The sequence below is a fragment of the Streptomyces sp. NBC_01176 genome, assembly GCF_045039825.1.
GTDB lineage: Bacteria > Actinomycetota > Actinomycetes > Streptomycetales > Streptomycetaceae > Streptomyces.
Genome location: NZ_CP108600.1, coordinates 1,144,922 through 1,163,114, shown reverse-complemented (window position 1 = coordinate 1,163,114; position 18,193 = coordinate 1,144,922). Strand labels below are relative to the sequence as shown.

Below are 18,193 nucleotides of genomic sequence, written 5' to 3'. Positions count from 1 at the left end.
GTTGCGAAAGCTCAAAGGGGTTGGACTCTTTCGGTAAGGCTGGTCAGCCTCCCTGTCCGCCGCCTCCCGAGGACGTCGTGGAGATCGATGCGCCCGAGCTGTTTGCGCGCTCTCTCACCCCTTGCGCTAGCGGGTGCTTCATCACCTGCGTCTGAGCCCCGCGACGGCAGGTCTCAGCCGGAAGCACTCCGGGTGCCGGTCCAACGTTTTGTAGCAGGCTTCAAGATCGTCGAGTTTGCTGCCGTTGATCATGGGAGTCGTGACGGAGCCTTCATCCATGTCGTGGACCTGAACTTGTTGAGAGCTGCCACTCTGACCTGAGATCTCGATGATGTCTCCGACGTTCGCCCGCCACAACATCGCCCACACTGCGTGGCACTGCCCGCTGTACCTGAAGCCCAGCAACGCACCCCCAGACGTCCGATACGGCTCCTTAGAGCCGATGTCCTCGACCTCTCCAGAAGCCGCGCAGCCCGTCATCAACGGATCCCACCCTGCACATGTCTGGCCTTCGCAGCTCTGAGCCGGCGGCAGGGAGCGTGCAGACTGCTGGATTGGCTCCTTCGAGCCCGTGCCGTGCACAGCCGTCACCCATGTCGCCGCAGCAGCAAGCCCCAGCACGGCCGCCGCGACAAATGCCCACCGGCGCCAACCAAGGTTCCGCTTCTTCTCCTCGTCGGCAGCAGCGTGTCCCGCGGAAACGCTCTGAGTGTCTGGCCGCCTGTCCCCCTCCCCCGGCTTGACCGTGGGCGCCGTCGCCCGCGCGCGTCCGCTCCACTCCTGGTCGGCCAGCTCCCGCAGCGCCAGTAACCGTCCTGGGGGTTCCCCCGCCATGGCACACAGGGCCACGACAGCTTTGCGTGGGACGAGTTGATTGCCGTTGAGATAGCGCTGCCAGGACGACTTGCTGTATGCGGAGCGCTCTGCCAGCATCGTCATACTCAACCCGGTGCGAGCCTTGAGTCCCTGCAGAGCCTGCGCCAGCCGGTCACAGGCCGGTCGCGTGGAGTCTGTCACTTCCGCAGGACCTGCCACGTGTGCTTTCCCACCACACCATCGGTGTACAGGCCGGCCTTCTTCTGCAGGAGCTTGACGGCTCGCGCGGTGTTCGCGCCGTAGACCCCGTCCGCGCCGCCGGCATCAAACCCGTCGTGCTGCAGCAAGCACTGCACCTCCACGACGTCCCAGCCCTGCGAACCCTGCCCGAGCACCTTGTACGCGCGGTGCTGTGGCCCGCGTACAGCTGCCCCTTGTGCGGCTCGAGCGGGCACGGACAGGTCTTGCCCGGGTGGTAGATGAACGCCGCGGCCGACGAGGGGGCGTTACCCGACCCCTTCGGGCTTTCGCCCGACGCGCAGCCGTCCTCCCAAGGAGCGATGACCAGCAGCCCAGCGAGTAGCGCGCCGACAACTACAGCAGTGCCAACGCCGATCAGCACTCTGGGCTCAGACACGGTGGGCCCAACCGCTGCTCCGGCTACCGGTGCAGGCGATGGCAGCCATGCCTCTGCGGCCATCTCATGCACAACCACGATTTTCGTCGCGTCGACGCCACTCACGCGGGCCAAAAAGGCTTCCACCGCCTCCCGCGGCAGTAGCGCCGTTCCGTTGAGATAGCGCTCCCATGAGGAGCGGCTGTACCCCGTCTTGGACTGGTGCGACAGCAGGCTCAGCCCGCTTCGGTCCTTCAGCCAGCGCAGCTGAATGACCAGCTTCTGTGCCTGTTCGTCGAGCGATGTCGGTAACGTTTTCCAACGCGACATGTTCCACCCATACGCGTTGAGCCCGTTGCAGGCTCGTGGCTGTGTCGTAGGGCTTTCTGGGCCCGTCGGAATCATCGTTTCCCAACGGCTCGTTGGCAGCAGGCCTTTCGGTTAGCTCACCCAGTGGCTCCACTTCGGCCCAGAACCCCTTCACACACAGCTATGTCCTAGCAGGTCAGCGCAGCGGACGGCTCACGAACGCCCCAACTACTGAATCTGAACTCGTGATGTCGGTCCCGTCTGCCTCCGCCCTCGCATGAGACCTGGGAAAAATGTACTCGCGTCCCGTCCGGTGTCCTGCGATCGTGAGGACGTGCCAGAGGACCTAAGGATGCAGTCGGCCGGGCCGGTCACGACGTGGTCGGCCGGGTCGATCCGGATCACAAGCCGAACGGTCAGCGTCCACGAGATCTCAGGGCGCCTGGGGATCACGGCGGACCAGCAGTTCGAGGGGGACAGCCTGATGAGTCCCCGCAATCCAACCAGTGCTCGGCGGGAGACCAGCGTCTGGATCAGGCGGAGCGGACTGCCTGAGGACACCGACCTCACGGACCATGTACGAGCGCTAGTCGAACTTCTTGACGGGCGTCGCGAGGAGCTGGCCGGCCTGTCCGTCGAATGCGTCCTGGAGCTGCTTCTCGGATTCGGCAGCGAAAGCGGTCAGGGAGGCTGTGTTCTGCCCGCTCACCTGCTCGCCGAGGTCGGTGCACTGGGACTGGACATCGTGCTCGACCTCTATCCGCCCGAACCAGCCGCGATTGTCGTTTCCCCGTAAGGACGAGAAAACCATCTCGGGCCGTCAGGCGAGGGTGAGCCCCGTTCCGGTAAGGCAGCCGTCAACGAGTTCTGGGCGGTACTGGATCCTCTTGAGGCGGCGCTTCACGGCTCGGGTGATCTGGCCGAGATAGGCCGCAGCAAGGTTGCCGATGTCGCGCTTGACCAACGACCACACACCCTCCTGCGGGTTGAGGTCAGGGGCATAGGTGGGCAGCTGGAACACGGTGAGCCACTCGGCGTTCGCGTCGATGAACTCCCGCATGCCCGCCGTCAGGTGCAGGCGGACGTTGTCCCAGACCAGCACGATCGGTCCGCCGAGCTGGATGCGGGCGCGGACGATCAGGTCGCGGAAGTCGCGCCAGCCGAAGCCCTTCGGCTCGTCCTTGCGACCGCGGTACTCGCGGATCGCGTAGAGAAGCCGGGACTGCTCGCCCGGCTTGGAGCAGGACATCCCCGCCTTCGACATCCGCCCGGAGCCCCGGCCCCGCACCCGCACAACCAGGGTCTGGCCGATCCGACCCCAGGTCCTGGCCCGCGGCGGAGTCATCGACTGCCCGGCCTCGTCCTCGAAGACGGTCCAGGCGCCGCGCTCCGCCGCGATGCTCTTACCCGCGGCCAGGTCTCCTTCTTCCACACCTCGACCGCGTCGTCATCACGCTCGATGGCCCGCCGAGTGGGTTGCTGCCGGCTCCAGCCATGCCGCTTCAGTCGCCAAGTGCCCTCGACCGTGCAGGAGACATGGAACAGCCGCCCGATCACGGTCTTGATCCGGGCCAGCGTCCACCGCTGGTCCGCCCACCCATGGGCCAGCGGACCGCGCTGCAACTCCCGTTCCAGCCTGGCCATCTGGGCCTCACTGAGCCGAGGTCTTCCCGGCGACCCCTTCGACAGGACCCCCGCCTCACCGCCCCCGCGCCAGGCCCGGCGCCACCGCTCGACCGACCGAACGCTGATCCGCAGGGCAGCGGCAATCTCTGCGGTCTTCTGCCCGACCTCAAAACGCTCCACGGCCTGGAGCCGTAACCGCTCCCGCGTGGTTCTCTCGGCGTCGGTCAGCCCACCACCCTGCGCGTACCTCACGCCCCAGTGCTACCGATGCCGACACCCACCTGTTCGGCGAACGGCACCGACATCACTCAATCAAGTTCAGTAGCCGTAGATACCGGCAGCCGACCGTGACCGGCGGCCAATCTCGATGGTGCAAGCCGGGCGGCGCGGTCCACCCCGCGCCGCCCTCAACCATCGAAGGAGAGATCATCCATGGGAATGCGTAGGAATCTGGCGGCGACGGCGGCACTGGTCGGATCCGCCGCGGCCATGGCCCCTGCCGCGAGTGCGGCTTCTGGGGGCACCGCGCCGGCCTGCACCAGCCGGACGGTATACAGCCAGCCCGACGTCCAGCAGGTCTCCCTCTACAACACGTGCGGCAAGACGATGCACGTCAACATCGTCGTGAAGGCCGGCGGCGACATGGGCTGCAAGACCCTCACGCACAAGCACGGCCTCATCCACACGATCAACTGGGACCGCTACCAGAAGACCGTCGTCTGCTGACGGAAAGCCGTCTCGTGAAGGGGAAGCCCCACTGTCCTCTGGCCTCTGCGTGAGACCAGTTTGTTGTCCGCGGACAACAAATGGGTGCCCGTGTCGTGTGCAGCGGCAGCGCTGACGACTACGGCTGGACGGTCAAGAAGACGGACACTGGTAACAGCCGCACGACCAGGGCCCCTGAGCAGCTACGGCCGAACCGCGCACCCCCCAGCGTCTGGCAGCAACTCGCCGCCGGTGTCTACGGCACCGCCCGCCAGATGAGTACGGTGGTTACCTGGATGCCAACGGCCTGTCCCGCCAGCCCGGCGCCAAGTACGACGTCAGCACCAACCGGACCCCCAACAGTCGCGGCCCCAGGACCTCGGTCTGGAAGGTTGTCTCTGCGACCGGCAAGGTAGATGGAAGCCGCGTAACCAGCTGCGAAGTCATCTACCTCGTCAACCAGTACTCGACCGGCAGCCACCTGGACGCCAACGGCCGCTCCGCGCGCTCCGGGGCCAAGTACGATGTGTCGACCACCGCTCACAGGACCCGCGGCCGCGACACGGGCACCACCAAGTGGCACGTCTTCGGCAAGACGTCCTCTCCCACCGACGGCCGCGAGACGGGTGGCCGGGGCTGTCCGGGATGTCGTGCTGGCAGCGCGGGATCCCTGGAGATCGTCGTGTGGGGCCGGGGCCGGCCCGCAGGCGGACGAGGGCAGGCTTTCGCGGTGCCGAGCGCAGAGAACGGACGTGTTGCGCGCCCGCAGAATCCCTTGGACGGGCAGCACACACGTGCAGTAGCTGCCCTACACGGCCGGTGCTGAGCCGAGATGGGGCGGTCTGGAAGGCGGCTGGAGAACCGCTGTACTGGTTCGTGCTCTCCGTTCACCTCGGTTTCGCCTGCTTCGACGGTGGCGTCGCAGAAGACGACGCTGCGGGGCGCCGGGATGACGGCGCGGAGTGTGACAGCTCTATTCGGATTTGCTGAGCGAACGACGGGCGATCGAGGCTCGTTCTGCGACGGAGACGAACGAGTCCAACACTGACGTCGAGGCGGGCGGTCTCCCTCTGCTCCTTTTGACGTCGCGCGGATGAGGACGTTGCCGAGAGGTTTTCCGGCCGTGGTAGTCGGCGTATGAGGTGTCATCCGGGGTCGGCGGTACCGGCGAGTGGGAAGGGCGAATGGCTTGGGGTCTTGCGAACGAAGGCGGAGCGCAAGTCATGGTAGGGCGCGTGGGGGTTGAAGAAAATGGCGCGCATACGGGCAAGTTCGGCATTTCGATGATCTGAGAGGGAACGTGTGCGTTCCTTCGCGCAGTGGGCGTTGGCCTTGGCGGCGATACGCCGGTCCAGGCCAGGATCGGCGGCGATTTCGCCGGCGAGTCGCTCGATCTCGGCGGTGAAGTCCTGCGGTGCGGCTGGTACAAGTCGGTCCACAAGGCCGAGTCGTTCGCCGTCGACCGCGCTGACCGGGAGGGCCTCGGCGGTGAGTCGCTCTGCTTGTTCGGGGCCGACGCGCCGGGGCAGTGTGTACGTCCAGTACTCGGAGCCGTACAGGCCCATGCGTCGATAGTGCGGGTTCAGGACGATGCCGGTGCGGCACCAGACCTCGTCCGCGGCGAGGGCGAGCATGGCGCCGCCGGCGGCAGCGTTCCCGCCGAGGGCGGCAACCACGAGCCGGTCGGTGGTGAGCAGGATCTCTTCGACGAGGTCGTCCATGGCGTTGAGGTTGGCCCACGATTCCCGGCCTGGATCGGGGGCTGCTTCGATGACATTCAGATGGATGCCGTTGGAGAAGAAGTCTCGCTTGCCGCCGAGGACGAGGACGCGGGTGGGGCAGGAGAGCGCAAACCGGTAAGCGGCGAGAAGTCGCCGGCATTGCTGGGTGCTCATTGCGCCGCCGGGAAAGGAGAAAATCAGGAAGCCGACATCGTCGTGCTGGCTGTAACGGATGTCGCTCCAGGTGCGCCGGCTGGCCGGCACGTCGAAGGGAAGGACAGACTGCGGCAGTGCGGTCCGGGTACCTGCGGTGAAGCCGGCCAGAACAGACGTGGCCGGACGCCGAAAGGGAGCGGGATCTCCCGAGTTCTTGCGAGGCCGAAGCTCGGGGATCCAGACCGCGCCGTCCCTGGTGGCCCGGCAGATGGCACCGGCGCGCTGGGCGAGAAGTGCGCCGGGGCGACCGCTCAGCTGGTCTTCTGGATAACCTCCGTGGAGGAACACCTCCCGACCGAGCAGTTCATCCAACACGCCCGGCTGCGAATCGGCGGCGCGAAGCTTGTGCACCACCGTCTCCGTGTCATCACTGTGCCAGTCGACACGGCGCCGCTCCTGCCGGAAGGCATCGCGCCAGACAACGTTCACCGACGCGTCTGTCTGCGGCAGGGGCTTGTAAGTGCCTTCCGTGAAGCGTCGTACCGCCACAAGGACGGCTCTCACCGCAGCGTCAGCGACCTCGCCCCGGTACAGGTCGCTCTTGCCGACGGGTGACACACGAAACGGCTCGGCCGCCCAGATCGCGCCCGCATCCATCGCCGCTCCCGCCTGCAGCACAGTCACACCCGAGTGCGGCGTCCGCGCGTCCACGGCCCAGTCCAGAGCAGACGGCCCTCGGTCACCAGGCGGACCCGGGTGGACGATCAAACACGTGTGCTCCCGCCATACGTCCTCGGGAAGCGCCGTCTTCAGCATCGGCGCGACGACCAACCCGGGCCGCATGGCGTGCACAGCAGCGCGGACAGGGTCAGGGCCATGAGTGGCGAGCACGACCTCCACCCGGTGTCCGTGCCCTGACATTTCGGCGTACAGACGCTGGGAAAGGCTGTTGAACGCGCTAGCTACGAGCAAGATGTCCACGGCACCGCATCTTCGCGGGCTTTGGCGTGAACAGCGAAGAAGCACGGCCGTCTTTTGTCCGCCAGGCCAGCTCGCTAGCTTGATTCTGTCGAGGATCTTGGAGTTTCCCGGTGCGGCAGCATGGTCAACGGGCACCTCGGGTGGTTCCGCCGACCGATGCAGCTGTCGAGGTGCCCGTGTCCCTTCGCCCCCGTTCCGGTGAGCAAGTCCCGCCTCGGACTGCGCAGATCGCGCGGTCTACCTTCCGGCCGGCGGCGACAGGCGCCGTTCTGGGCGGATAGCGGGGCTGGGTTTGCTCGCCCCCTCGCGGTGCTGGGAATCGGTCAACTCAAGGCCGTCCGCGGAGCCCGGCTCGCACGCCACCGCACCTGAATCGCGCCGTGAGCCAGCGGACTGAGTGCTGAGGCATGCGCAGTCAAGCGGAGTCGGGCAGGTTGTGCGTGGCCCCGCATAGCGACGTTCGGTCACGCGCGGCTGTGCAGCTCCACGGGGCGGTGGTGGGAAGCCTTTCGGAACGCGGAACGGTTTGAGGTAGCCGGCCGGGATCTCATCCGGTACCCGGCTTTGTGGCAAACGGATCCCGCACCAGAGCGGTCAGAGAACACCCCATGCACGAAGCTGACGGCCGATCAGCCCCACGCCCATGGTCCCGGAGGAGGCATCCCTCACCAGAGAGACCGCCTCTTTGGGCAGGTGGTCGGGGTGACACCCGTTCAGGGCCAGATAGGCCTCTGTGGAATGCCAGGCGAAGGCCTCGTTGGAGCGCTCCAGACACGGCAATCTCACCAGCGTCTGGAGCAGCGCGGCCGTCTTGAGATAGAGCGAGCCGTAGATGTCACGCTCCATCGCCCGCGCGTTCACCCGGGCAACTGCTGCATAGAGCGGACCGTAGTCGTCAACCTGCGGATCACCAGCCAGCAACTGCGCGGCGTGCAGCAAGAACGTCACCTCAAGAGGCTGGAGCGGCTCGTTCAACGTCACGCGGCGTGGCCCCGCTTCTGCTGCTCCTCAAGATCCCGCCGCGCCTCCAACTCCGCACCGCGCTGATCCGCGCCGGGTGCGGCCGCGCCAGCCTCCTCGGCAACGCATCGCCGCTGAGTGACATCGACCCCCGGAACGCGTCGAGGAAGCGCTCTTCTACGGCGGTGGCGCGAGCGTAGGCAGCGGACAGGATGTACTCCTGCAGGCTTCAGCTTGCAGGCGGGCGCCAAGACCGTCTCGGGCGAGCAGCACCCCGACCGCGACGCCCAGTTCCACTACATCAGCGAGTGGACCAGACATCTTCACCGCTCTGGACGAGCAGACCGTCGTCGTCCGGGGCACAGACGCGGCCGCATTGATTGTTCCCAGCCTCGCCAACTCTCCAGGCAGTGGTTGAGCAGCAAAAACCCCTCGCCACTCGGATCGAGAAACTGCTGGAGGACCACCCTCTTTCCAAGATGCTGACGTCCATGCCGGGATCGGCGTCACGACCAGAGCCCGCAATCCTCATCGACGTCGGCGACGGATCCAGCTTCCCTTCCGCCGCCTACGCCGGCCTCGCCCCAACGACCCGCAGCTCCGGCTCCCGCATCCGCGGCAAACAACCCTCCCGGAGGGGAAACAAGCAGCTCAAACGGGCCTTCTTCCTCTCCGCTTTCGCCGCCCTCGCCCACCTACGATCCCGGGCCTACTACGACGAGAAGATCAGCCAGGGCAAGCACCACAACAAAGCCCGCCTCTGTGTCGCCCGACGATGAGCCGACGTCCTCTTCGCCATGCTCCGAGACGACACCTTCTACGAACCACAACCCGCCCCATCCCCTTGACCGATCCCAAAGGGGCACCCCCACATCTATCTTGACGTCAAGATAGATGTGGGGCAGGCTTCCCCGCAGTATCTCGACATCAAGATACTGTCGCGTGGGGCACGGAGGATTCAGGATGCTGGGCGTCGCAGGGGCCGGGAAGGTTAGACCGGGGGAGACGGGTCTCCTGGCCCAATTGCGGCGTCCGCCCGGCGGCCGGGCCGCGCGGATCATGCTGCTCGCCCAGCTCCTGGACCGCACCGGAACCGGTGTGTGGGCCGCCTCCTCGGTGCTCTACTTCACCTTCGTCGCCGGACTCGACGCCGGGCAGCTGGGCCTGCTGCTCAGCGTGGCCGGAGTCGCCGGCATCGCCGGATCCCCCCTCGCCGGCCACCTCGCCGACCGGTTCCAGGTCCGCACGCTTCTCATCGTCAGCCACCTGCTGCGGCTGGTCACGCTCTGCGGACTGCTCTTCGCGCACGGCCTCGGCCCGCTGCTGGCCGTCGTCGCCCTCACCTCGCTCGGCGACCGGGCCGCCAAGACGCTGGAGATGCTCTTCGCCACCCGCGTGGCCGGCGAGCGCCGCACAACCTACCAGGCACTGTTCCGCAGCGTGGCGAACGCCGGATACGCCGTCGGCGCCGGGATCGCCGCGCTCGGGCTCGCCGTCGCGACCCGCTCCGCCTACCAGGCGCTGATCATCGCCAACGCCCTGTCCTTCCTCGCGGCCGCCGTACTGGTGGCCCGGACCCGCGAGCCGCACGGCCACGGCCGGGTGGTGCAGCGCACCGACGGCGCCGGCGGCGCGGAACCGGCCGTGGTCGCGGCGAGCCCGTGGCGCGACCGCGGCTACCTCCGGTTCGTCCTGCTCGACACCGTGATGAGCCTCGACGACTCGATCCTGAACGTCGGACTGCCGCTGTGGCTGGTGCACCACACCGCGGCCCCGCACGCCGTGGTCCCGGCCTTCCTCGTGATCAACACTGGGCTCGTGGTCGCCCTGCAGCTACGGGTCTCGGCCCGCGTCGAGGAACCGCGTCAGGCTGCGCGCGCGGTGGGCCTGTACGGACTCGCGCTGCTCGCCTGCTGCGCGGTCCTGGCCGCCGCCGGGGGCGGGGCCTGGACCGCCTCGGCCGCCCTGCTCGTCGCCGCGATGCTGGTCACCGGAGCCGAGCTGATCCGGTCGGTGAGCTCCTGGGAGCTGGCCGTCTCCCTCGCGCCCCCGCACGCCCGTGCCTCGTACCTCGGCGCGGCCGGGATGGCCCAGTCCGTGCAGAAGTCTGCCGGCCCGCTGCTGCTGACCGGCGCCGTGATGACCGCCGGCCCGGCCGGCTGGCTGGTGCTCGGCGCCGCGGTCGCCGGCCTGTCGGTGGTGCAGCGGCGCACCGCCCTGCGCCGGCTGAACCTCCTGCACCCGGAACCCGTACCGGCCGACCGGACTGGGCGTGTCAATCTATCGGCTGATCTTGGTTGTTGATGGTCAGTTGTTGCTCGGGGGCAGGCGTCCCTCGAAGGCGATCTGGAACGCGTTGAGGGGTGCTTTCCAGCGCATGGTCCACCGCTTGCGGCCCTTTCCCGGCCGGGTCCAGGCTCATCAGCGCCACGTAGATGCACTTGAGGGCGGCGACCGCGGCCCGGTCGGGCGGCTGCCGTCGACGTCGATGACCTGGATATCGATTATTGATTTTCGCTGCACTGCGCACGGCTCTTCCCGACTGCTCCGGAGTCGTCGCCGGTGAGCCGAAGCACGGTGGTAGTCACCAAGGCACGCCCCGACGGGCAGACTACGCACATGCAGCTCCCCGCCGAAGCCGTTACTACCACCGCGCTGATCGAGGTCGTACGGATCTCCGCTCTTCCCACCAGACGGGACGACCCATACCCCGGCACGGTGGTTGCCCACTGGGCCGGGGACGAAGCTGCCGACGCCCTGGCCTTGATCGAGAGCCTGCCCGGTAGTGAACAGCACCGCTGCGGCTTCTCGCCTGGTTGGAGCGTCCGGGCGTACGACAACTTTCTCGATCTGGCGCTGTTCGAGGCGGCGTTCTGCTTCACCTGCCATGAGGTCCGCTTGCAGGGACCGGCAGTGCTGCCCGATCTGGCCACGCAGTTCTTCAACCCGGGAGCCTTGCCGGCCCAGTCCCTGCTGTCTCTCTTCTGCAAGGCAGGTCCGGAGCCGACCGACTGGAAGAGCGTCACGCCTCGACCAGGTGACATGGAGGCTGCCAATTGACCTGTTCACGGGGCCAGGGATCAGCGTTTGTTAAAGCGATCCCATAACGGCTTTGATGGCGGATATGACTGGTGCTCCCACTTCTCCGACGACCGCGGCAATGCCCGCGACTTGCTGCAGCAGGATCCGCATGCGTCCAGGGGGTGGATTCGAAGCGAGTTTCTGGGGCCTGCCATTCCGCGTCTTCGCCCCCAGCGAGATCACCGCGCTCGACGTGGTCGTGCAGCAGGAGATCATGGCGCAGAGGCACGGCGGTTCGTTCCGGGCGGTAGGCGACGCGAACCTCATGCGCTCCTCGGCAGTCTCGCAGGATCGCCGGGACCCTCGCATCCGGCGGAGATCCCTGGCTATCGCGTACCGAGCCAGCACATCGTGCGCCGTGGCAGCACCAGCTCGGTGCGGTTCCGGCGCCGATGATGCTGTTGGCCTCGACTATCGCTACCAATCCCGTACGGGGGTACAGGTCAGATCAACCTGATCGAGCGGGCCCGCGTTGGGGATTTGATCGGGAGCGGCCTGGCAGTGTCCGGCGGTGCTAGTGTCGATCTGTTTCTCACCCGCCGTCCGGGCATCCTCGGATCACGGGGGGAGCGTGACGGAGCGCGCACGATGACTGCCGAGGAACAAGCCGCGGCGCATGCGACACCAACGGCTGGAGACCCGGTCCGGGACGGCTCGACCACATCAGAGGATCCGGGCAACTCGGGGAACTCCGGACGGTGGCCGGCCACAGCGGTCTTCTTTCTCAATGGGCTCACGCTGTCGACGTATGTCGTCCGGCTGGCATCGCTGAAGAGCAAGCACCATTTGAGCGACGGGCAACTCGGGCTCATCGGCATGGTTTTTGCCGTGGCGGCCATCGGCTGCATGCAGGGTGTGGGCCCTGTGACGGCGCGGCTCGGGACGCGGCCGGTGCTGCGCACCTCGCTCGTCGTCATGCCCGTGCTGCTGGCGCTGGTCGGCCTGGTGGGCGGAGTTGTCGAACTTGTGGTGGTCGTCATGGCGCTCGGTGCCATGCACGGCACTACCGACGCAGCCATGAACACTCACGCCGTCACTGTCCAACAGCGCATCGGACGTCCCATACTCAACGGCTGCCACGCCGCCTGGAGCATCAGCGCGGTCGTGGCCTCACTCACCACAGCCGCCCTGGAGCGTGCGGGTGTCTCGTTCGCCATGCACCTCGCCGTAGCGGCCGCCGTGCTCATGGCGGGGGGCCTGCTGCTGGGGCGACTGTTGGTGGAGACCGGCACGCGCGACCGCGCCCCCACACCCTCGCCCGCACAGCGCCACCGAGGCCAACGCGGAGGCTGGAGTCGCCAGGCCGTGGCACTCGGCCTGACCGGCACCGCGCTGATGGTCTGTGAAGGCGCCGCCCTCGGCTGGAGCGCGATCTTCCTCCACGACTCCCGGGGCGCGTCACTCGGTCTCGCGGCGACGGCCGTTACCGCCTACACCGGCGCTCAGGCGGTTGGCCGAGTGATCGGCGACCGCTTGACCCTCCACTTCAGCGCCCCTGCCCTTTTCCGCACCGGCGGCCTCGTCGCGGCATGCGGCCTGGCGATGGCGCTGCTTTCGCCGAACCCGGTCGCGGCCATCGGCGGGTTCGCAGTCGCGGGCGCGGGTGCCTCAGTACTGATCCCGCTGGCCTACAGCGCGGCCGGGCAGGCAAAGGCGGACAGCCCGGAAGCCGCGGCGCTGATCTCCCGATTCACTACTTTCACCTACGCGGGGACCCTGTTCGGCCCCGCCATGATCGGCTGGGCCGCCGAGTTCGCCGGCCTGACCTGGACGCTCGCCGCGCTAATCCCCGTGCTGTGCGGTGTCGCACTCCTGAGCCCGCTGCCCAGTGCTGTACCGCATCGGTTCACCGGGTGTGATCCGGCAAGATCTCGCTCATGTTCCAAGAGAAGCTCGACGCGCTCTCGCAGATGATGGCCGAGCACATCGCCATGCCGTTCCCACCAGGCCTCCGTGGCCTGGACATTGAGGACCAGGACATGGTGATGCTGGGTGCCGACACCTACGGCTACTGCCTGGGCGTTCTCAAGGGCCCGCTCGACGAACAGCGCGACAGATGCTTGATCCGGCTGACGCAGTCTTCGAAGAGGTACTCGCAGCGATCGACGACGAGTACGCGACCAGGTACTACACGCACGTGCGCGACATGGCTGTGTTGGCGGCCGAAATCGAGACCCTGCGCGAGAAGCAGCCCTCCGATCAGGAAGGTTCGCCCGGCTCGCGTTAACAGCGATTGGGATGTGCGGTGACGTCCGTCCGATCGTTGGGGGTGTGGTGGCTGAGCCTGTTCGTGTGCGCAGGTTGACCGACCAGGAGGGCAGAAGCTGCAGCAGATCGTGCGCCGGGGCAGTGCCTGTTCGGTGCGGTTCCGGCGTGCGATGATGGTGCTGGCCTCGGCCGGTGGGAACCGAATCTCGGTGATCGCCCAACTGGTGCAGGCCGACGAGGGCACCGTTCGCGACGTGATCCACCGATTCAACGAGATCGGCCTGGCCTGTCTCGACCCTCAGTGGGCGGGAGGCCGTCCCCGCCTTCTCAGTACTAACGACGAGGACTTCGTCGTCCAGACGGCGACCACCCGCCCGACCAAGCTCGGCGTGCCCTTCACCCGCTGGTCCATCCGCAAACTCGCCGCCTACCTGCCAGGGGATGCCACCGGGCTGTACTGCCTACTCACCGTGGAGAGTTCGCATCGCAACGGCTTCGGCCTCCAGGTCGAGCCGACCGTGCGGATCCATGCGGTCCGGTTACGCCTCGGTGCAGTTGTCCTCGGGCTCGCTGTCCGGTCCGCCGAAGGGAGGAGTCGTGGCCAGAGCAGGGGTCAGGCTGCCCGCGCGGCGCCGAACGTCCGAACGGCGCGCGTGTAGTGCTCGGATGTGGACCAACGACAGCCGACCGGCGGCGTCGGCCGTCCGTCGCCGGGGTCGGCTGTCGTCGTGGGATCACGTCAAGGGCGGCAGGGGCTTCTCGTCCAGCGGCTGGTCGATGTCGGGCTGAACGGGATTCCACCGGTACTGCAGGTCGTCGTTCTTCTCCAGGAACCCCGCCTTCACCATGCTCTCCAGCATTTCGTCCAGCATGATGCCGAGCGGAACCCGTCGATCCAGAAGGAGCCCTTCACGGAGCCGAAACTTCGCTCCGGCGGGATCACCCCGAGGAATTCGCCGAGCCGGTACCCCGCTACATCGAAGTCGGTCCAGTCGCCAAGGCTGTCGCGCAGCAGCACACTCGTCATCACCAGCCATGCTGGGGTTCGCCCAGGGAGAGTCCGGACTCGTGGATCCAGTTCTGGCCCTCGGGCGTCCGGGCGACGCGGGGGCCGAGGGAGATCCAGACGCCGAACTCGCCGGGGGACGGCTCGGCGATCTGCTCCGTCCAGACGCCGTTCAGGCAGAGTTGCACGCCGCAGTCCTTGAACTCGGGCAGGCCGCGCCAGGCACAGTCCCATCTGACGTCCAAGGTCAGCGGCCCGAGCACCGAGACCATCCGGTCCAGTTCCTCCTCGGTGCAGTTCTCGTCGGGCTCGCTGTGGGGATCGCCGAAGGGCAGGGCCGAGTCCAGCGTGAGGGTCAGCCCCTCTGGCAGCGGCCAGAGTCCGGCCAGGTCGGGGCGGAGCCCCAGATACCCCGCGAACCAGGACTTCGGTTCTTCGTTGTCGAACGTGACGACCCTGCGGCGCCGCAGTTCGTCCAGGGCAGCACCGACGCCGGGCTGTCCCTGGTTACCGTAGATGCGGGCGGTGTCGAAAGCTCGGAGGGCGTGTGCGTACTGCTCGGCCGTGGTGACCGGCTTCAGTCGAGGCCAGGGGAGGGCGGTCCAGTCAGCCAGGTCGTGCATGATCGCCCGCGCCCGCGTCAGGGCGCTCCGGGCGTCGGGGAAAGGTTCGCGCACTCGGCAGAGCGTCGAGGACAAGGAACGTGCCTTTCGGACAGGGACAGGGGCGGACGCGCCCTCACGGTACGCGTCCGCCCCCGTTCCTCGCCGGGTGAACAGCAGTGACACCAGGCATCCTCATCACCTGAACGCTGGGGGCACACGGGTGGGCCGACTGCACCCTTGAGGATCATCATGCGAAGGCCGAGCTCAGCGCGTCCTACATCACCAGTGCGGCCGAGGAGTTCCTGACTGCGGTGGCCCGGCTCGTCGCGGGCGAGACTGAGACCCGTGACCAGTTCGAGGCCGAGCCGACCGCCTGAGGCTGATCCTTTGGAGCGGACGCCCTGACAATGGATCTTGATGGTCCAAGGAGGGACGTCCAGGTGGGACGCCAGTCTCCGTATCCGGAGGAGTTCAGGAAGGACGCCGTCGCGCTCTATCGTGCCGCGGGCGGCAAGCGCACGTACGCGGCGGTGGCGCGGATCTCGGCATCACCGCCGAGTCGCTGCGGACGTGGGTCCGCAAGGAAGAGTCCCGGGCGACGCCCGAGCGCCGCGACGCCAGCGGGAGCGCGGCCGAGGAGCTGGCCCAGCTGCGGGCCGAGAACGCCCGGCTGCGACACGCGGAGAAGGAGTGGCAACTGGAGCGTGAGATCCTGCACCGGGCAGCCGCCTATTTCGCTCGGAAGGTGAAGTGAGCCCCGCCGCTGGGACTTCATCTCAGACAACCGCGCCGACTTCGGCGTTAAGCGGATCTGCCGAGTCCTGGGCGTCTCCCGTTCCGGCTACTCCCGGCACCTGGCCACCGAAGAGGCCCGCGCTGAACGCCAGGCCGAGGAGAAGCGGACAGTCACCGACATCCGCGCCATCCACGCCGAACGCCGTTGTGCTTACGGTGCCCCGCGTGTCCATGCCGAGCTGAGGGCCCGGGGACGGAAAATCAACCGCAAGGGGGTAACGCGGCTGATGCGGATCAACCACATCGTCGGCCCGGCATCTGCGGCACACGAAGCGAATGACCATCGCGGACAGGACGGTTCCGCCCTCGCCGGACCTGGTGATGCGGGACTTCACCGCGAACACTCTGAACGCCAGGTGGTGCGGGGACATTACCTGCGTTGGTGAGGCGCGTGCTGTACGTGACGTAATGCCCGTTTCGGTCTCGGGGTTGGGTAAGGGGCCCTGGTCGGAGGGGCGGGTTGGTGGTCAGCTGCGGGGCTGAGTGAACAGGCCGGGTTCGGGTTCGGTGAGGATGCCCCATGTGACCAGGGTTTCAGCTTGCACCGGATGCCTTCGGTGTTCTTCGGGAGTGGCCGGCCTGGTCTCCGACCGCGTCGCCGAGAGGTGATCACCCATCAGCCGAACCGCCAGGCCGGCACTCCGAGCTCTCAATCGCGCACCATGTCGTAAGGTTCGATCGGGGAGGGTCCATGAACGAGTTGGACGAGCGCAGGGCAGTCGGGTTTTACGTCGTTGCCGGCATGGCGGTCGTGGTGATAGGAAGAATCGCTCTGTTCAGTCCGAGCGTCATCAACCGTGCTGGATCGATCGCCCTATTGATCTTTATAGCGTTGCTCACGCGACACATGATCACGCTCCACAAGGGCAGAAAGAAGTAGGCCCTCCATCGGGTTACCGGTTGAGTCCGGGGAACTGGGCGCTGGGCTGGCTTTGCTGGTCACAGCAGCTAGAGGTTGGCTAGGCCTTGTCGGACTGGTCGTGTGGCATGGGGGAGAGCCCTCTGGGTGTGGAGCAGGCGACCTACCCGGCCTCTGGGGCTTACTTGGACCAGTACTTGACGCCGTGGTGGTGGGAGTAGGTCCCCTGTGAGTGCCAAGAGTGGGACGGGGAGGCGTCCTTGCTTCGCCGTCTCGGTTTTGTTCTTGGTCTTCTGAGGGTGGGTCCAGCCGCACAGTCCGGTCGTGTGATGGACGCAGTGGTGTGCGGTGTTGGTGGACGGCAGCGGGGCCGCTGCCGAGGCGGCCGGTGCGCTGAAAACGAGGCCGGCGACAGCGACCGCGACGGCCGAGACGGCAAGACGTGCGTACAGAGGAATCCCCCTATAACGCTACGAGTTACGGCGCTACTTTATCGGCGTTTATTGAGACTTCTGGCCAGTATCAGGAATTCCCCACCCAGCTGAGCTAGCGGCCGGGGGCCACCGGCTCATGTTGTGGCCCGACAGGGATCGACCATACGACCAGGGCGGTTCTGGCCTGGCGGCAGACGGGGCCCCGGTGAGGGGCTGAGCGGTTGGCGCACGTCGAGATAGCAGCGCAGCCGCACGCCACGCTGGAGGCCAGGTCGTCGCGGACAACGAAGTCGAGGGAGTCCATGCCGATATGGACGGCGCTGCGGAAGCGGCGCTCGCCGTTGAACAGGATGTGGGCGGCTTCGCCGATCCGCTCGGCGTGGTCCGGCCACAGAGCGAGATATGCGGTGCGGGACACAGCGACGCACACGGCGAGCTGAGCCTTGCGCAGTTCCTCGCCGAAGCGCGTCTTGTCCTCGTCGGTGCCGAAATTGCGGCGCGGGTTGAGAGGAGTGGGGGAGACCTCGTCCAGCCGCCGCCGGGCCAACTCGTAGGCGGGTACGTCTCCCTGAGTCACCGCCTTCGCGCGACCGCGGGCCGGGTATGCCGCGCCTCACTGAACGAAGATCCGGTTCCCAGCCGGTCTGCGACGCTCATCTCGACATCGCGCTTAAAGCTCACGAAGCCCAGGGCCGTCCCAGAATTGCTTCATCGTGGACGCGTTGCCGCAGTTCAATAGGCATGGCGTCCCGTCATTGCCTCAGATGCTGGCCAGGCGTGGCCGGCCGCCTGGGCGGGCGGGCACAGTTCGAGAGGCGACCCGCGGGCACCGGGCCCCGGGTCGCTTTGGGCACTTCCTCGCCTCTGGAGGCACGCATGCGCACGTTTCGACTGCCCCGTTCCCTCGCGGTTGGCCTAGCGACCGCGGCTGTGGCCGGTGGGGCACTGTTCGCGGCCCCTGCCGCGTCGGCCTCGCAGCTTCCCAACATCGCCGAGGGCTACGACAACAACCCGCATGCCGTGTGGTGCGTTCAGCACCTCATCAATGACTGGGTGATCCATGAGCACGTCTCCGGCAACACCACCCGACCCATGGACGAGGACGGCGTCTTCGGCAACGAGACCGCTTCCTGGGTCAAGAAGGCGCAGGTGTGGTGGATGGGCCTGCCGGGTGACGGGATCGTCGGCCCGCACACGGGGCAACACCTGATCCACGACACCTCGCTCACCGGGGACAACTACTACGGGGGCTCGGGACACTACTGCGACGGTTTCATCCCTACCGACTGGTGACCCCACCAAGCCTGCGTCGGCC

The 18,193-nt window shown here is 67.1% G+C and carries 17 protein-coding genes and 6 pseudogenes; 12 read left to right on the top strand and 11 right to left on the bottom strand.

Annotated features, from left to right (window positions below; translation table 11 throughout):
- Window positions 1–141: 141 nt before the first annotated feature.
- The 3 genes and pseudogenes from OG199_RS04790 to OG199_RS04780 all read right to left on the bottom strand — a co-directional run.
- The gene (locus OG199_RS04790; RefSeq protein WP_405828170.1) at window positions 142–1,017 is read right to left on the bottom strand and encodes a DUF2690 domain-containing protein; all 876 of its coding nucleotides are present in this window, start codon (window positions 1,015–1,017) and stop codon (window positions 142–144) included.
- Window positions 1,014–1,163 (bottom strand): peptidoglycan-binding protein, encoded by a 150-nt coding sequence (locus OG199_RS04785; RefSeq protein ID WP_405828169.1) that lies wholly within the window; start codon window positions 1,161–1,163, stop codon window positions 1,014–1,016. The genes OG199_RS04790 and OG199_RS04785 overlap by 4 nt, the downstream gene beginning before the upstream one ends.
- 443 nt (window positions 1,164–1,606) lie before the next feature.
- Window positions 1,607–1,762, bottom strand: a pseudogene (locus OG199_RS04780) (peptidoglycan-binding protein); the annotation flags it as partial.
- Window positions 1,763–2,093: 331 nt separating this feature from the next.
- Here OG199_RS04780 and OG199_RS04775 point away from each other — a divergent pair.
- Complete coding sequence (locus OG199_RS04775) at window positions 2,094–2,537, top strand: DUF4279 domain-containing protein (RefSeq protein ID WP_405828167.1); 444 nt, start codon at window positions 2,094–2,096, stop codon at window positions 2,535–2,537.
- A gap of 24 nt (window positions 2,538–2,561) precedes the next feature.
- Here OG199_RS04775 and OG199_RS04770 read toward each other — a convergent pair whose 3' ends face one another.
- Both OG199_RS04770 and OG199_RS04765 read right to left on the bottom strand, forming a co-directional pair.
- Window positions 2,562–3,173, bottom strand: coding sequence for a transposase (locus OG199_RS04770; protein ID WP_405828166.1), 612 nt, complete (start codon window positions 3,171–3,173; stop codon window positions 2,562–2,564).
- Complete coding sequence (locus OG199_RS04765) at window positions 3,083–3,619, bottom strand: winged helix-turn-helix domain-containing protein (RefSeq protein ID WP_405828164.1); 537 nt, start codon at window positions 3,617–3,619, stop codon at window positions 3,083–3,085. The genes OG199_RS04770 and OG199_RS04765 overlap by 91 nt, the downstream gene beginning before the upstream one ends.
- Before the next feature lie 180 nt (window positions 3,620–3,799).
- Between OG199_RS04765 and OG199_RS04760 the strand changes: the two genes are divergently transcribed.
- Complete coding sequence (locus OG199_RS04760) at window positions 3,800–4,093, top strand: hypothetical protein (RefSeq protein ID WP_405828162.1); 294 nt, start codon at window positions 3,800–3,802, stop codon at window positions 4,091–4,093.
- 1,124 nt (window positions 4,094–5,217) lie between these two features.
- On the opposite strand, the gene OG199_RS04755 is transcribed toward OG199_RS04760, so the two are convergent.
- Together OG199_RS04755 and OG199_RS04750 are read right to left on the bottom strand one after the other, a co-directional pair.
- Window positions 5,218–6,930: an enoyl-CoA hydratase-related protein gene (locus tag OG199_RS04755; protein ID WP_405828160.1), complete on the bottom strand. Its 1,713-nt coding sequence runs from the start codon at window positions 6,928–6,930 to the stop codon at window positions 5,218–5,220.
- Between the two features lie 594 nt (window positions 6,931–7,524).
- Entirely contained in the window at window positions 7,525–7,911 is a 387-nt protein-coding gene (locus OG199_RS04750; protein ID WP_356809148.1) for a fic family toxin-antitoxin system, toxin component, read from the bottom strand.
- A gap of 204 nt (window positions 7,912–8,115) precedes the next feature.
- On the opposite strand from OG199_RS04750, the pseudogene OG199_RS04745 reads away from it, so the two are divergent.
- The 3 genes and pseudogenes from OG199_RS04745 to OG199_RS04735 all read left to right on the top strand — a co-directional run.
- Window positions 8,116–8,196 (top strand): annotated as a pseudogene (locus tag OG199_RS04745) (ISAzo13-like element transposase-related protein); the annotation flags it as partial.
- Window positions 8,166–8,666: pseudogene (locus tag OG199_RS04740) on the top strand (transposase); the annotation flags it as partial. The pseudogenes OG199_RS04745 and OG199_RS04740, both read left to right, overlap by 31 nt.
- Window positions 8,667–8,913: 247 nt before the next feature.
- On the top strand, window positions 8,914–10,194 hold the full coding sequence (locus OG199_RS04735) for an MFS transporter (protein ID WP_405828158.1): 1,281 nt from the start codon (window positions 8,914–8,916) through the stop codon (window positions 10,192–10,194).
- A gap of 3 nt (window positions 10,195–10,197) precedes the next feature.
- Here the strand turns inward: OG199_RS04735 and OG199_RS04730 are convergent.
- Window positions 10,198–10,345: pseudogene (locus tag OG199_RS04730) on the bottom strand (IS256 family transposase); the annotation flags it as partial.
- 164 nt (window positions 10,346–10,509) lie between these two features.
- Between OG199_RS04730 and OG199_RS04725 the strand changes: the two are divergent.
- The 4 genes and pseudogenes from OG199_RS04725 to OG199_RS04710 all read left to right on the top strand — a co-directional run.
- On the top strand, window positions 10,510–10,950 hold the full coding sequence (locus OG199_RS04725) for a hypothetical protein (RefSeq protein ID WP_405828156.1): 441 nt from the start codon (window positions 10,510–10,512) through the stop codon (window positions 10,948–10,950).
- A gap of 609 nt (window positions 10,951–11,559) precedes the next feature.
- Window positions 11,560–12,885: an MFS transporter gene (locus tag OG199_RS04720; protein ID WP_405828154.1), complete on the top strand. Its 1,326-nt coding sequence runs from the start codon at window positions 11,560–11,562 to the stop codon at window positions 12,883–12,885.
- Window positions 12,886–13,027: 142 nt separating this feature from the next.
- Window positions 13,028–13,198: a hypothetical protein gene (locus OG199_RS04715; RefSeq protein WP_405828153.1), complete on the top strand. Its 171-nt coding sequence runs from the start codon at window positions 13,028–13,030 to the stop codon at window positions 13,196–13,198.
- A 47-nt stretch (window positions 13,199–13,245) separates the two neighbouring features.
- A pseudogene (locus tag OG199_RS04710) lies at window positions 13,246–13,613 on the top strand (transposase); the annotation flags it as partial.
- Between the two features lie 300 nt (window positions 13,614–13,913).
- Here OG199_RS04710 and OG199_RS04705 read toward each other — a convergent pair.
- Window positions 13,914–14,051 (bottom strand): hypothetical protein, encoded by a 138-nt coding sequence (locus tag OG199_RS04705; protein WP_405828151.1) that lies wholly within the window; start codon window positions 14,049–14,051, stop codon window positions 13,914–13,916.
- 154 nt (window positions 14,052–14,205) lie between these two features.
- Window positions 14,206–14,862: a hypothetical protein gene (locus tag OG199_RS04700; protein WP_405828150.1), complete on the bottom strand. Its 657-nt coding sequence runs from the start codon at window positions 14,860–14,862 to the stop codon at window positions 14,206–14,208.
- A 368-nt stretch (window positions 14,863–15,230) separates the two neighbouring features.
- Here OG199_RS04700 and OG199_RS04695 point away from each other — a divergent pair.
- Window positions 15,231–15,966: pseudogene (locus tag OG199_RS04695) on the top strand (IS3 family transposase); the annotation flags it as partial.
- 310 nt (window positions 15,967–16,276) lie between these two features.
- The gene (locus OG199_RS04690; RefSeq protein ID WP_405828148.1) at window positions 16,277–16,465 is read left to right on the top strand and encodes a hypothetical protein; all 189 of its coding nucleotides are present in this window, start codon (window positions 16,277–16,279) and stop codon (window positions 16,463–16,465) included.
- A gap of 525 nt (window positions 16,466–16,990) precedes the next feature.
- Here OG199_RS04690 and OG199_RS04685 read toward each other — a convergent pair.
- The gene (locus OG199_RS04685; RefSeq protein WP_405828146.1) at window positions 16,991–17,455 is read right to left on the bottom strand and encodes a hypothetical protein; all 465 of its coding nucleotides are present in this window, start codon (window positions 17,453–17,455) and stop codon (window positions 16,991–16,993) included.
- A gap of 353 nt (window positions 17,456–17,808) precedes the next feature.
- Here OG199_RS04685 and OG199_RS04680 point away from each other — a divergent pair, with 353 nt between their 5' ends.
- Window positions 17,809–18,171 (top strand): peptidoglycan-binding protein, encoded by a 363-nt coding sequence (locus tag OG199_RS04680; protein ID WP_405828145.1) that lies wholly within the window; start codon window positions 17,809–17,811, stop codon window positions 18,169–18,171.
- Window positions 18,172–18,193: the final 22 nt, after the last annotated feature.

Excerpts from the sequence above, each read along its gene's own strand:
- OG199_RS04760 (WP_405828162.1), top strand. The coding sequence starts at position 3,800 with ATGGGAATGCGTAGGAATCTGGCGGCGACGGCGGCACTGGTCGGATCC.
- OG199_RS04775 (WP_405828167.1), top strand. The coding sequence starts at position 2,094 with ATGCAGTCGGCCGGGCCGGTCACGACGTGGTCGGCCGGGTCGATCCGG.
- OG199_RS04725 (WP_405828156.1), top strand. The coding sequence starts at position 10,510 with ATGCAGCTCCCCGCCGAAGCCGTTACTACCACCGCGCTGATCGAGGTC.
- OG199_RS04720 (WP_405828154.1), top strand. The coding sequence starts at position 11,560 with ATGACTGCCGAGGAACAAGCCGCGGCGCATGCGACACCAACGGCTGGA.
- OG199_RS04705 (WP_405828151.1), bottom strand. The coding sequence starts at position 14,051 with ATGCTGGACGAAATGCTGGAGAGCATGGTGAAGGCGGGGTTCCTGGAG.
- OG199_RS04715 (WP_405828153.1), top strand. The coding sequence starts at position 13,028 with ATGCTTGATCCGGCTGACGCAGTCTTCGAAGAGGTACTCGCAGCGATC.
- OG199_RS04690 (WP_405828148.1), top strand. The coding sequence starts at position 16,277 with ATGAACGAGTTGGACGAGCGCAGGGCAGTCGGGTTTTACGTCGTTGCC.